Raw genomic sequence first — 12,433 nt, 5'->3', positions numbered from 1 at the left:
CCTCAGATTTCACCGCGATTTGCGTGGCTCAAGCCGCAATACTAGCATAAATTGACGTTACGTCCTGTCGATGCGGAGGTGGGGGTCACATGGCGTTCAGGGAATGGAAGACGCTCGCCGGCGCCGGGTTCGGCGCCGCACTGCTTGGCGGACTTACGGGTTCTGCTTTTGCTGGCGACGGGCTCAAGCTCACCGAACTCAGCCCTAACGGGGCGGATGCCTGTTTCGGCCGGGTCTATGACCCGGCGCATCTCAAGGCCCATCCGAAGCAGAAGGTGGCGCGGATCTTCTTCTACTACGGCCATGATCCGGTCAGCCGTCCCAATGAGGAACCGGGCGCCAATTCCGATACATCCTACAATGGTTTCCTCATCACCACGGTGCGCGGCGCCAAGGCGCCGGAATGGGCCGGCGGCTGGTGCAATCACGAGTCCGAGGACGGCAAATCGGGCCCGATCCGTTGCGGCATGGAGTGCGACCGCACGCTGGCGTCGCTGAAGGTCGACGACAGGGGCAGGCTGATCCTGTCGAACCTGTCGTCCGATATCTATCTCGACGCCGGTTCGGAAGAAGAACTCGGCACGGCTGAATACGACAGGCAGGCGCTGGGCAAGGAAGACGACAATTTCCACCTCGACCCGATGCCCCCCGCAACCTGCAAGGCGGAGTTCGCGCGGGTCGATCCGATCGATCCGGCGCTCGGGCCGCCGCTGCGCGAGCGGTTCAAACCCGACCAGGCGTTCTGCTACGGGCGCGACTATGACGCGGCGCATATGAGTTCGCATCCCGACCAACTGACCCAGTCGATCCGGGTGTTCCGCGGGCCGGTGGAACTGGCCTCCTTCGCCTCCGGGGACGATGTCGCGAACTGGCCCGACGGCGCCGACATTGCCGTCTCCGTCACCACGCGGCAGAAGGGCGCCAAGGTCACGCAGACCTATTCGTGCCAGGGCGAAGCCGACCAGTGGCGTTGTGCTGCGAGTTCGAGGACGAGCAATTTTTCCTGCGACATCGCGCAAAAGGAAATCTTCCTCAAGCGCGGCGCCAACGGCACCATCATGCTGGCCAATCCCAATAGTAGCCTGGCGGTTGTCGACCTCTGTTCGAAAGCGGCCGATGGCAAGACCGCGTCCGACGACAAGGTCTATCGGCTCGAGGCGATGCCGCAATCGGCCTGCGCGCCTTGAGATCTGGCGCTTCGTCATCCCGGGGTCTCCGCGGCGGAGCTTCGCTCCTGCTTCGCCCTGGATGACGAAGGAGGAAGGGCTTCGGCCAATCTTCCAGCCGTCCTAACCGCATCAAGCAAACGGCACTGCGGTCGTGCCCTTGGGCAGCTTGGCCTCGTCGTCGGGCTCGACATGGATGGTCACCCGCACCGAGGGAATGTCGGCCTTCAGCGCGTCCTCGATGCGGTCGCAGATGATATGGCTGGCGCCAACCGACATGTCTGCATCGACGACCAGATGCAACTCGATGAAGGTGGCGCGGCCGGCGATGCGGGTCTTGAGATCATGCACCTCCAGAGCGCCCTTGCAATTGGCCGAGATGATGTCGCGGATGCGCATGTGCTCCGCCGTGTCGACGGCCCGATCCATCAGGCCGTTCATCGACGAGCCGATGACATGCCAGCCCTGCCACAGGATGTTGAGCGCGACGATGACGGCCAATGCCGGGTCGAGGATCTGCCAGCCGGTCAGGATCGCTCCGACCAGGCCGCCGAAGACGCCAACCGAGGTCACCACATCGGTCATGATGTGATTGCCGTCGGCGACCAGCGCCGGTGACTTTTCGGCTCGGCCCGCGCGGATCAGCGTCCAGGCCCAGAAAGCATTGACGGCGGTGGCGACGCCGTTGACGGCAAGGCCTTCCCAAGGCTGTTCGAGCGGCGCCGGGGTCTGCCAGGAGCGCCAGACCTCGCTCAGGATCAAAAGCGCGGCGACCACGATCAGCACGCCTTCGAGCACGGCCGAGAAATACTCGGCCTTGTGATGGCCGAAAGGGTGATCCTGGTCGGCAGGCTTGTAGCTGACCTGGATCGCCCAGAAAGCGGCCATCGAGGCAATGACATTGACGATCGATTCCAGCGCGTCCGAATAGAGCGCGACGGATCCAGTCACGTACCAGGCGGCGGCCTTGAGCGCGAGCACGACAAAGGCGACCACGATCGACCAGAAGGCGAGGTTGGCGACCTTGCGCTTCGCGGCGGCTTTCGCCGCGATCGCCATGGTGTTCTCGGCTTCGGCCATTACCGTCAGGCTGCCTTTTCCTTGGCCTTGCGCGGCAGGTGGGCGACGATGTTCTCGATGATGCGCATGCCGGCATTGTGGCCGAGCGTCATGATCGATTCCGGGTGGAACTGCACCGCGGCAATCGGCTCCTTGCGGTGCTCGAAGGCCATGATGACGCCGTCCTCGGTCTCGGCCGTGACCACGAAATCCTCAGGCAGGCGCACCGGATCGGCGAAGATCGAGTGGTAACGGCCGACGGTCACTTCCTTGGGCAGGCCGGAGAAAATGATGCCCGGCTTCGAGACGCGGATACGCGACGGCTTGCCGTGCATGGGAATGTGCAACTGCCTGAGTTCGCCGCCATAGGCTTCGGCCAATGCCTGCAGGCCAAGACAGACGCCGAAGATCGGCAGGTCGCGCGCGCGCGCTCGTCTGATGGTCGCCGCGCAGTCGAAATCCTTCGGCGTGCCGGGTCCGGGCGACAGCACGACAAGGTCGGGCTTCAGCCGCTCGAAGACTTCCTCCGGCACCGGCGTGCGCACGGTCGAGACATTGGCGCCGGTCTGGCGGAAGTAGTTGGCCAGCGTGTGGACGAAGCTGTCCTCATGGTCGACCAGCAGGATGTTGACGCCGTCGCCGACGCGCGCCGTGGTGCGCTCGGTGCTGGTCGAATTGCCCATCTTGGCGTCGCGGATGGCGGAGAGCATGGCGGATGCCTTCAGTTCGGTTTCAGCTTCTTCTTCCTCGGGAACGCTGTCGAAGAGTAATGTAGCGCCGGCGCGCACCTCGGCGATGCCGTCCTTGATACGGATGGTGCGCAAGGTGAGCCCGGTGTTCATGTCGCCGTTGAAGTTGACCATGCCGATGGCGCCGCCATACCAGGCGCGCGGGCTCTTCTCGTTCTGCTCGATGAAGCGCATCGCCCATAGTTTCGGCGCGCCGGTGACCGTGACCGCCCAGGCATGCGACAGAAACGCGTCGAAAGCGTCCATGCCTTCGCGCAGCCGGCCCTCGATGTGATCGACCGTATGGATCAGGCGCGAATACATCTCGATCTGGCGGCGGCCGATGACGCGCACCGAACCTGGATCGCAGACCCGCGACTTGTCGTTGCGGTCCACGTCCGAGCACATTGTGAGCTCGGATTCATCCTTCTTGGAGTTGAGCAGCTTGATGATCTGCTCAGAGTCCGAAATGGCATCGTCGCCACGCTTGATGGTGCCGGAGATCGGGCAGGTCTCGACGCGGCGGCCATTGACGCGCACGAACATTTCGGGCGACGCGCCGATCAGGTATTCGTTCTCGCCCAGATTGATGAAGAAGGAATAGGGCGACGGGTTGATCGACTTCAGCTTGCGTGAAATCTCGGATGGCTGCGTCTCGCAGCGTTCGTAGAACATCTGGCCGGGGACGACCTCGAACAGGTCGCCGCGCTTGAAGCTGTCCATCGCCCGGCGCACCAGATTGGCGTATTCGCCCGGCTCATGGTCGCCGCGCGGCGGGATGCGGTCGGCGGTCTTGAACGGCTCGGCGATTTGATCGCGCGGCAGACCTTCGGTCGAAAAACCCTCGCCCGCATAGTCGTAGCGGTCGGTCCAGGCCTTGGCCGAATAATGGTCGACGACCAGGATCTCATCGGGCAGGAACAGCACCAGATCGCGCTGGCTTTCCTTGCGAACGAGCGTGTGCTCGACCGGGTCGAACTGGAAGGCAAGGTCGTAGCCGAAGGCGCCGTAGAGGCCGAGATTGGCGTCTTCGGCGGTCCTGAACAGAGCGGTGATGGCGCGCAGCACGGTGAAGACGGAGGGAACGCGGCTGCGTTCCTCCTCGGTGAAGACACGGCCGGGCTTGGCGACGTCGAGGCGGATCAGCTTTTTGGTGGTCTCGGCGATCGTGACTTCGGCGAGACCGCCCAGTGTCCTGCCGATGACCGGCAGCAGCGCCTCGCCGCGGCCGTTCAGCGCCTCGATGCGCATGGCGCGACCGCGTGCGGAGATGACCAGCGGCGGATCGATGATGGCCGTATCCCAGCGCGTATAGCGGCCGGGATATTCGTAGTTCGAGGAAAATACCGCGCCCCGGCGCGAATTCAGCCCGTCGACATAAGCGTCGATCGCACCTTCATAGGGCCGGCCATGGCGCTCGCGGGTGATGGTGATGCCACCCCCCGTCACGAAGCTTTCAGCGCCGGTTTCCAGAACCTTCAACGTCATTGCCGTCTCCATCAGCTACTTGGGCAACGGACCCGGGAATGGCTTTGAAAAACAAATGGCCGCCCGGACATTCCGTTGCGGCCACCCTCTATTTTCACGCGCACGCGTTCGAACAGGCCGCTGTCAGCAGGCCCACCACCAAATGGTCTTGATCGAACGCATGTTCATGGCGATTCCCTTAGCGGCGATTGGGCGGCCGCGCAACTGGATTCGACGGAGGCTAATCCTCCAGCGTACCCGACCGGGCGTCGGTGCTCTTCCTGTCGCCGACCAGTTTCAACAGGTCTTCGCCGGCGCGGATGATGCGGCGCGAGCGGCGGGTCAGGATGATGCCGTCCTGCGGCGCGAACACTTCGGTGCGGCCGTCGGCTTCGCCCGGCGCGTGGACGATGGTGGCGACGCGCGCGCCCCTGGTGACGCGGTCGCCAGGCTTCACGTCGTAGAGGACGGCGCCGCCCCGGGGTGCCGGCATCATGTCGATGTTTTCCAGCGGTGCCGCGACACCCTTGAACGGGCCGGGTGCCGGCAGCGCGCTGTCGGATATCACGCCGCGCGCCGCCAGCAGCCGGTAGAGGCCTGCCGCGTCGGCCGAGGCAAGCGCGCCATCGATATCGAGGATGCCGCGATATTCGACGGTGGTGGCGACGCGCCTGTCGAACTTCGCCACATCGGCGGCAGCGTTCTGGTAGGGCATGATCGAAGCGCCTTCGAAGGTGCCGTCGGTGTCCTCGCTCCACAGCACCACGGCATCGACGCCCATGGCGGCGGCGCAATCGGCCATTTCAGGCCACAGGCTGGTGTGGACGTAGAGATAGGCAAGGCCTTCATCGTCGCAATGCAGGTCGAGCACGATGTCGTGGCCCAGCGAAAGCTGCACCAGCCGCGACTTCAGCCGCTGGTCGGCGCCGCCAAAAGAGGCGTCCGGCAAAAGCCTGGTGTCGGGCGCGGCAAGCAGCGGAAAGCCCGGTTGAAATTGGTGCGGGTGCCCAGATGAAAGCGGCCCTGGTGCTCGCCGAAATGATATTGCGCGCGGCCGATCGGGTTGGCCCAGGGCACGATGGTGATGTTGCCCTTGATGCGACCTTCGGCCTCGGCTTTGTTCAGCATCGGCATCAATGCATCGATGGCGACGACGCCAGGCAATTCGCCGGCATGGAGCGCCGCCTGCAGATAGCCCGAAGGTGCTGCCTTGTCGGCACCGGCGAAGCGGAACACCGGGAATTCGTAGGAAACGCCTTCGCTGTCCCCGGCGATGCGTTCGATCGATTTCTGCATGACATCCTCCATCAAGCGCGAGAAGACATGCCCATGTGAAGGTGCCGATGTCGATTGGTCCAGCCCGCCGCGCCATGGGCGCAAGCTAGTCTTTGCCTTGCTGATGTCGTTGTCCCAAAACCGCTTCGCACTTTTGGGCGACAGGCAGTTACTCCGCGGCAGGCTGAAGGGCGGCGACCGGCGCGCGCCGGTCAAGCGTCTGCGACAGCACCGCGACGGCGACCGCCAGCAGGGCGAGCACCGCCCCGACCAGCGGCAGATTGGCGTAGGAAATGCCCGCGGACAGCGCCACGCCGCCGATCCACGCGCCGCCGGCATTGCCGACGTTGAAGGCGCCCTGGTTCAACGTGGCGGCAAGGTTCGGGCCTTCCGACGCTGCCTCGACGACGCGGATCTGCAGCGGCGGCACGACGACGAAGATGAGCAGGCCCCACAGGAAGACGATGCCGACGGCAACACTGGCGATCGCGCCGAACTGCATGAAACCGACGAACAGCAGGGCCATCAACAGCAAGGTGGCGATCACCGTCGGCATTAGTTTCCAGTCGGCCAGCCTGCCGCCCACGATGTTGCCGATGGTCATGCCGGCGCCGAACAGCAGAAGCACCCAGGTGACCGCCGCGGTCGACAGGCCCGACACGTCGGTGAGGTAGGGTTTGATGTAGGTGAAGACGGCGAACAGGCTGGCAGAGGTCAGCGCCGCGATCAGCATCGCCAGCCAGACCTGCAGCTTGCCGAGCACGCGGACCTCGGCGCGTAGGCCGCCGCCGCTCGGTTCCGTGACGTCGGACGGCACCAGCCAGGCGATGGCCGCGACCGAGATCAGGCCGATGCCGACCACGGCCAGGAAGGTGGCCCGCCAGCCAAAGGCTTCGCCAAGCGCCATTCCAGCGGGAACGCCGAGGATATTGGCCAGCGTCAGCCCGGCGAACATCAGCGCGATGGCGCTGGCGCGCTTGTTGCGCGGCACCAGGCTGGCGGCGACGACCGAGCCGATGCCGAAGAAGGCGCCATGGCCGAAAGCGGTGAAGACGCGCGCGGCCATCAGCAGCCAGTAATTGGGCGCGATGGCGCAGAAGAGATTGCCGACGACGAACAGGGCCGCAAGCCCCACCAGCACGGGCTTGTGCGGCAAATGCGCGGTGGCCATGGCCACGACAGGCGCGCCGAAGACGACGCCCAGCGCATAGCCGGTGACCAGCAGGCCGGCGGCGGGGATCGTCACGCCGAGATCGGCGGCTACTTCCGGCAGCAGGCCCATGATGACGAATTCGGTGGTGCCGATGCAGAAGGACGCAATGGCAAGCGCAAGGATTGGCAAAGGCATGGGGGGCCAGACTGAATCGGTTCAATTTGGAGACTGCGCGACGATCCCGACTGGGCGCAACAGACATTGCCGCAATGCAGCAATGCAGAAAGCGTGGAGCTGATTGAAAACGGGCGCCGAGGCGCCCGTAGAGCGGCTCGGCAGTTTGCCAACGCTGAACCGCTCCAGTCTCAGGCCAGCGGCTTGAGTTCCTGGGCTATCGTCGGCAGCAGTTCCGAAACCGTCGGGTGGATGTGCATCGCGCGCGCCAGCGTGTCGACCGGCGCCTTGGCGTACATCAGGTCGAGCACGCAATGCACCGCCTCGTCGCCGCCGGGGCCAAGCACCGAGCAGCCGAGGATTTCCCTGGTCTCGGCATCGACGAGGATCTTCATGAAGCCTTGCGTCTCGCCCTTTTCGACGGCGCGGCCGACGCGGGTCATCGGCCGCTGGCCGACCAGCGCGCGACGTCCCGATTTCTTCACAGCGGTCTCGGTCATGCCGCAGCGGCCGAGCGGCGGGTCGATGTAGAGTGCGTAGGCCTCGATGCGATCACTGACCTTGCGCGGATCATTGTCGAGCAGATTGGCGGCGACGATCTCATAATCGTTGTAGGAGGTGTGGGTGAAGGCGCCCTTGCCGTTGCAGTCGCCCATCGCCCAGATGCCTGGCACGCTGGTGCGCAGCTGGTCGTCGACGACAACCGCGCCGCGTCTGTCGACCTCGACGCCCGCCTTGTCGAGGCCGAGATCGTCGGTATTGAGCGTTCGGCCCAGCGCCAGCAGCACATGCGATCCAATCGCGGGCGGCTTGCCGGCGGAGAAGGTCACGGCAATATCCCCACCATGTTTGACGAAGCCGATGTTGTCGGCGCCGACATGGACCGCGATGCCTTCGTTTTCGAGGATCGACAGGATGGCGGCCGAGACGTCCTCGTCCTCGCGGCCGGTCAGGCGCGGGCTCTTTTCGATGACGGTAACTTCCGAGCCGAAGCGGCGGAACATCTGCGCGAATTCGAGCGAGACGTAGCTGCCGCCGACGACGATAAGGTGGCGCGGCAAAACGTCGAGATCCATCATCGACGAGTTGGTCAGATAGTCGATGTCGTGGATGCCAGGCAGGTCCGGCACCGAGGCGCGGCCGCCCGTGTTGAGGAAGATCTTTTCGGCGGTCAAAAGGTCGTCGCCAACACGCACCGTGTTGGCGGATTCGAAGCGTGCGTGGCCGCGATAGAGCGTGCAGCGCTCCATTCCGGCGATCCAGGTCTCCAGATTGCCACGGGCGTCGTTGGTGACCTTGTCCTTGCGCGCCTTGATCCTGTGATAATCGACCCCGACGGGGCCCGAAAGCGTCACGCCATAGTCGGCGGCGCGCCGCGCCAGATGCGCGGCATAGGCGCTGGCGACCATGGTTTTGGTCGGCATGCAGCCGGTGTTGACGCAAGTGCCGCCGACCAGCTTGCGCTCGATCAGCGCCACGCTCATGCCCGCGGCCGTCAGGCGGCCCGCCAAGGGCGGCCCCGCCTGGCCAGCGCCGATGATGATGGTGTCGAAGGTTTTCGCCGTCATGCCACCGCCGCCACGATCAGCAGGCCGCCGATGATCGCCACCGCGTCCTCGACAAAAGCCGCGGGTGGGTCCTTGCCGAAAGCGGCCGCCAGCCGGCCTCGCGCTTCGGCACCACCCAGCGTGCCTATGACCGCGCCGATGGCGCCGGCGATCAGGCAGACGATGGTGGCGCCGCCGGCCGCGCCGAGCACCGCGCCGGAAAAGGCGCCGAGCAGGATGCGGGCGCCGAACTGCTGCGGCACTTTGCGGCTTGGCGTCGACGGCAGCTGGTCGGTGACCAGTTCGACAATGGCCAGGATTGTGAAGATGCCGGCTGCCGCCCAATGGCTCATGAAGCTCGCCCAGGTGCCGGCAACCGGAAGCCAGCCGAGATAGGCGCCCCAGGCAACGGCGGCAGGTGCCGTCATGGCGCGCAGGCCGGCTACGACGCCGATCAGAAGTGCGAGAATGTAGAGCATGCCGATCCCCTCGATGCCGGGCCGGAACAGCCCTGAAACGGCAAGCTACCATAGGTCGGATATTTGGCTAGGCCGCAGACTCATGCGCGCAGCCACAGCGGATAGAGGCGAGTCAGCCTGGTGGAGCGTTGATCGCAAATTGCGCGGCGAAGGCCCTGATATAAGCGGGCCGAGCTTCCCCGCGCGCTACATAGGCGGCCAAGTTTTGATATTCGTCCAGAATGCCTGACATTCTCAGTCGCAGCAGCACGGACACCATCAACAAATCGCCGGCGCTGAACGCATCATCGAGCCAGTCGGCGACGCCCAAGTGAGCCGAGAGACTGTCCAGCCGGGACCGAACACGGTCCTTAACCAGCGGCAAGCGCGCCTCGCTCCAGGGCTTGTCAGCTTCGAATATCCTTGCCGTGGTCAATTCGAGGATCGGCGGCTCGACGGTGTTCAGTGCGGCAAACATCCACGTGATCGCGCGGGCGCGGGCATTGCGATCCTTCGGCAGCAGGCCGGCATGCTGCTCGGCAAGATGAAACACGATCGAGCCGGTTTCGAACAGCGAGAGAGAACCCTCCTCATAGGTGGGGATCTGCCCGAAGGGATGGATAGCCAGATGGTCAGGCGCCTTCATCCTTGCAAAGGAAACAAAACGAACCTCGTAGGGCTGTCTCACCTCTTCCAGCGCCCAGCGAACGCGGGTATCGCGCGCCAGTCCCTTGCCGCCATCGGGCGATCGTTCAAATGCCGTGATGGTGATTGTCATCGCAGTCGTTTCCTTGCTTTGGCGAATTTCTTCGGCTTCCTGCCGAGGACGAATGAGTTGTCCGGAAATCGACAGTGGTCTTGAACTATTTCATTGCCGGGCGCGGATCGCGAATGTCCGCTTGCGATCGAAGGTCGTGACGGCACGGTGACCAGTTCCGTCAAGCCGCTATCCCGGTCTATAAGTTCACGTCCTGGTCCTTGCCTCGGCGCTGTTCGCAATGATGTCAAACGGAGGCACTGCCATGGTTCAGAGCGAACGGGCGAAAATGGCGGCCGGCGAATGGTATACATGCCTGGATGACGGTCTTGGCGCTTTGCGCGGCTTGGCCGCGGATGCCGTGTTCGAGCATAATACGCTCCCGCCCCGTCAACGCGGGAGCCTCGGGCCAGCCCTGCGGACACTGCTGGGCGGCGTGGGCGAGGGGGTCCGGATCGAGGCGCCGTTTCACTGTGCCTACGGATTCAACATTTTCCTCGGCGACCGCGCTTTCCTCAATGCCGGCTGCACTATTCTCGACACCGCGCCGGTGCGCATCGGCAAGGGGACGCTGCTTGGCCCCAATGTGCAGATTTACTGTGCCGAGCACCACAAGGAGCCGGCAGGGCGGCAGGCGGGACTGGAGATCGCCAGGCCGGTCACGATCGGCGACAATGCCTGGATCGGCGGCAGCGCGGCCATCCTTGGCGGCGTCAGCATTGGCGAAGGCGCCATTGTCGGCGCCGGGGCGGTGGTGACGCGCGACGTGGCGGCGAACACGACGGTGGTCGGCAATCCGGCGCGGGTGGTCAGTCGGGGCTGAGTGCGCTCACGTGCCCAATCAATGCAGCCGGGAGATGCGCCATGCGCTCGCCGACATCGGCCCGCCTGGAAAATTCACGCCGGTATTGCGCCGGCGAGGTCCGGAGCCGCGCGGAAAAGTGTTGGCGCAGCGATGTGGCGCTGCCGAAGCCGGCCTCGAAAGCCACGATGTCGATCGATTTGTCCGTGGTTTCCAGCAGCCGTTGCGCCAGTTCGATCCGCTGGCTGGTCAGCCAATCGCCAAAACTGGTGCCGATCGATTTCTGAAAACGGCGGGTGAAAGTGCGTCGTGTCAGGCCTGCGGCGTCGGCGACGCTGTCGAGGCTGTGTGTTTCGCCCGATGTCGCGCGAACCGCGTCGAGCGCCTCGGTGAAACGGTCGGCATTGGCGCTTTTTGCCACGGGACGCTCGATGAACTGCGCCTGTCCGCCCTGCCGGTGCGGCGAAAGCACGACGTGCCGGGCGAGCCGCAGTGCCGCCTCGGCGCCATAGCGGGCACGCACGATGTGCAGGCAGCAGTCGAGCCCGGCGGCGACGCCGGCGGAGGTGACGATGTCGCCGTCGTCGACGTAGAGGACGTCGGCATCGACTGAAATGTCGGGGTGGAGGGCCTGCAACTGGTCAGTATAGGCCCAATGCGTGGTGGCGGTTCGGCCCGAAAGCAGGCCGGCGGCGGCGAGGGCAAAAGTGCCGAGACACAGGCCGACGATCAGCGCGCCGCGCCGGTGGGCGCGGCCGAGCGCTTCCTCGATCGGTTTGGCCAGAGGCGCTTCGAGGTCCTTCCAGCTCGGGATAATGACGATATCGGCGTCTTCGAGCGCGGCAAGCCCGTGCGGGACCAGGATGCTCAGCCCGGCATCGGTCCGGATCGGCCCTTCCTCGATCCCGCAGACGCGGAAGTCGAAGCGTGGCAGGCCGAGGTTGGTGCGGTCCGCGCCGAACACCAGGCAAGGCACGGAGAGATGGAACGGGCTGATGCCATCGAAGGCGAGGACGGCGATGATGGGAGCAGTCATGGGGCGTTTCCAGTGTAAGTGTGGATTGTCCCAATTCTTTCGGACGATGTCAATCGGGCCACTGTTGGCGCCCAAGCCAGCAGGTTATTTTCGGCCCATCGCATTCAAGCCTGAAAGGAAACATCATGTCTGACCCAGCCAACACCGCGCCGCGCCGCGCGCTCGTCGTCATCGACGTCCAGAACGACTATGACGGCGGCAATCTGGCCATCCAGCATCCGCCGTTCCGCGACAGCGTCGTCAACGTGGCGCGCGCGATGGATGCCGCGGCGGCCGCCGGCATCAAGGTGGTGGTCGTCAAGCAGATGGCGCCCGAGACGTCGCCGATCTTCGCCAAGGGCAGCCATGGCGGCGAACTGCATCCGGAGATCGCCAAGCGTGGCCGCGACCATTATGTCGAGAAGAAATTGCCGAGCGCCTTCACCGGCACCGACCTCGAGGACTGGCTGCGCGCCAATGCCGTCGATACGATCGCGGTCATCGGCTACATGACGCATAATTGCGACCTGTCGACCATCATCCACGCCGTGCATATGGGCTTCGCGGTCGAGTTCCTGTCCGATGCGACCGGTTCGGTGCCTTATGCCAACAGCGCCGGCTATGCCTCTGCCGAGGAGATCCATCGCGTGGTGAGCATCATCCTGCAGTCGCGCTTCGCCGCCGTGCTCAAGACCGCCGAATGGATCGACTGCCTTAAGACCGGCGCGCTGCCGGAACGCGACACGATCCATGCGTCCAACCAGCGGGCGCTGGCGCGCAGCGCCGCGTAGGACGATCGGCAAACAAAAAGGGCGCCGCAGCGATGCGGCGC

At 64.7% G+C, this 12,433-nt stretch carries 10 protein-coding genes and 1 pseudogene; 3 read left to right on the top strand and 8 right to left on the bottom strand.

What is annotated here, in order from left to right; all coding sequences use genetic code 11:
• Positions 1-89: 89 nt before the first annotated feature.
• Entirely contained in the window at positions 90-1,187 is a 1,098-nt protein-coding gene (locus tag O7A60_RS08630; protein ID WP_337105878.1) for a hypothetical protein, read from the top strand.
• A gap of 111 nt (positions 1,188-1,298) precedes the next feature.
• Here O7A60_RS08630 and O7A60_RS08625 read toward each other — a convergent pair whose 3' ends face one another.
• The 7 genes and pseudogenes from O7A60_RS08625 to O7A60_RS08595 all read right to left on the bottom strand — a co-directional run bounded on the left by O7A60_RS08625 (position 1,299) and on the right by O7A60_RS08595 (position 9,805).
• Positions 1,299-2,246 (bottom strand): cation diffusion facilitator family transporter, encoded by a 948-nt coding sequence (locus O7A60_RS08625; protein WP_337105877.1) that lies wholly within the window; start codon positions 2,244-2,246, stop codon positions 1,299-1,301.
• 5 nt (positions 2,247-2,251) lie between these two features.
• Positions 2,252-4,441 (bottom strand): anthranilate synthase, encoded by a 2,190-nt coding sequence (locus tag O7A60_RS08620; RefSeq protein WP_337105876.1) that lies wholly within the window; start codon positions 4,439-4,441, stop codon positions 2,252-2,254.
• A gap of 220 nt (positions 4,442-4,661) precedes the next feature.
• Positions 4,662-5,716, bottom strand: a pseudogene (locus tag O7A60_RS08615) (M14 family metallopeptidase).
• Positions 5,717-5,864: 148 nt separating this feature from the next.
• Positions 5,865-7,043, bottom strand: coding sequence for an MFS transporter (locus tag O7A60_RS08610; RefSeq protein ID WP_337105875.1), 1,179 nt, complete (start codon positions 7,041-7,043; stop codon positions 5,865-5,867).
• Positions 7,044-7,213: 170 nt separating this feature from the next.
• Positions 7,214-8,590 carry an FAD-containing oxidoreductase gene (locus O7A60_RS08605; RefSeq protein WP_337105874.1) on the bottom strand — a complete coding sequence of 459 codons (1,377 nt, stop codon included), beginning with the start codon at positions 8,588-8,590 and terminating at the stop codon, positions 7,214-7,216.
• Positions 8,587-9,048, bottom strand: a complete 462-nt coding sequence (locus tag O7A60_RS08600; RefSeq protein ID WP_337105873.1) for a DUF4126 domain-containing protein — start codon at positions 9,046-9,048, stop codon at positions 8,587-8,589. Before O7A60_RS08600 ends, O7A60_RS08605 begins: the two co-directional genes overlap by 4 nt.
• A gap of 112 nt (positions 9,049-9,160) precedes the next feature.
• The gene (locus O7A60_RS08595) at positions 9,161-9,805 is read right to left on the bottom strand and encodes a glutathione S-transferase family protein (RefSeq protein ID WP_337105872.1); all 645 of its coding nucleotides are present in this window, start codon (positions 9,803-9,805) and stop codon (positions 9,161-9,163) included.
• A 244-nt stretch (positions 9,806-10,049) separates the two neighbouring features.
• Here O7A60_RS08595 and O7A60_RS08590 point away from each other — a divergent pair, with 244 nt between their 5' ends.
• Positions 10,050-10,607 (top strand): sugar O-acetyltransferase, encoded by a 558-nt coding sequence (locus tag O7A60_RS08590; protein ID WP_337105871.1) that lies wholly within the window; start codon positions 10,050-10,052, stop codon positions 10,605-10,607.
• Here the strand turns inward: O7A60_RS08590 and O7A60_RS08585 are convergent.
• Positions 10,594-11,622, bottom strand: coding sequence for a GlxA family transcriptional regulator (locus tag O7A60_RS08585; RefSeq protein ID WP_337105870.1), 1,029 nt, complete (start codon positions 11,620-11,622; stop codon positions 10,594-10,596). The two genes, O7A60_RS08590 and O7A60_RS08585, sit on opposite strands and share 14 nt — an antisense overlap.
• Positions 11,623-11,747: 125 nt before the next feature.
• On the opposite strand from O7A60_RS08585, the gene O7A60_RS08580 reads away from it, so the two are divergent.
• A complete protein-coding gene (locus O7A60_RS08580; protein WP_337105869.1) occupies positions 11,748-12,392 on the top strand; it encodes a cysteine hydrolase family protein in 645 nt (214 codons plus the stop codon).
• The last annotated feature ends 41 nt before the right edge of the window (positions 12,393-12,433 follow it).

This window comes from Mesorhizobium salmacidum (SeqCode), from assembly GCF_037179605.1.
Taxonomy (GTDB): Bacteria; Pseudomonadota; Alphaproteobacteria; order Rhizobiales; family Rhizobiaceae; genus Mesorhizobium; species Mesorhizobium salmacidum.
This window is presented reverse-complemented; position numbering and strand designations above follow the sequence as displayed.

What these genes read in the sequence shown, in the direction of transcription:
- O7A60_RS08630 (WP_337105878.1), top strand. Translation starts at nt 90, where the DNA reads ATGGCGTTCAGGGAATGGAAGACGCTCGCCGGCGCCGGGTTCGGCGCC.
- O7A60_RS08625 (WP_337105877.1), bottom strand. Translation starts at nt 2,246, where the DNA reads ATGGCCGAAGCCGAGAACACCATGGCGATCGCGGCGAAAGCCGCCGCG.
- O7A60_RS08620 (WP_337105876.1), bottom strand. Translation starts at nt 4,441, where the DNA reads ATGACGTTGAAGGTTCTGGAAACCGGCGCTGAAAGCTTCGTGACGGGG.
- O7A60_RS08610 (WP_337105875.1), bottom strand. Translation starts at nt 7,043, where the DNA reads ATGCCTTTGCCAATCCTTGCGCTTGCCATTGCGTCCTTCTGCATCGGC.
- O7A60_RS08605 (WP_337105874.1), bottom strand. Translation starts at nt 8,590, where the DNA reads ATGACGGCGAAAACCTTCGACACCATCATCATCGGCGCTGGCCAGGCG.
- O7A60_RS08600 (WP_337105873.1), bottom strand. Translation starts at nt 9,048, where the DNA reads ATGCTCTACATTCTCGCACTTCTGATCGGCGTCGTAGCCGGCCTGCGC.
- O7A60_RS08595 (WP_337105872.1), bottom strand. Translation starts at nt 9,805, where the DNA reads ATGACAATCACCATCACGGCATTTGAACGATCGCCCGATGGCGGCAAG.
- O7A60_RS08590 (WP_337105871.1), top strand. Translation starts at nt 10,050, where the DNA reads ATGGTTCAGAGCGAACGGGCGAAAATGGCGGCCGGCGAATGGTATACA.
- O7A60_RS08585 (WP_337105870.1), bottom strand. Translation starts at nt 11,622, where the DNA reads ATGACTGCTCCCATCATCGCCGTCCTCGCCTTCGATGGCATCAGCCCG.
- O7A60_RS08580 (WP_337105869.1), top strand. Translation starts at nt 11,748, where the DNA reads ATGTCTGACCCAGCCAACACCGCGCCGCGCCGCGCGCTCGTCGTCATC.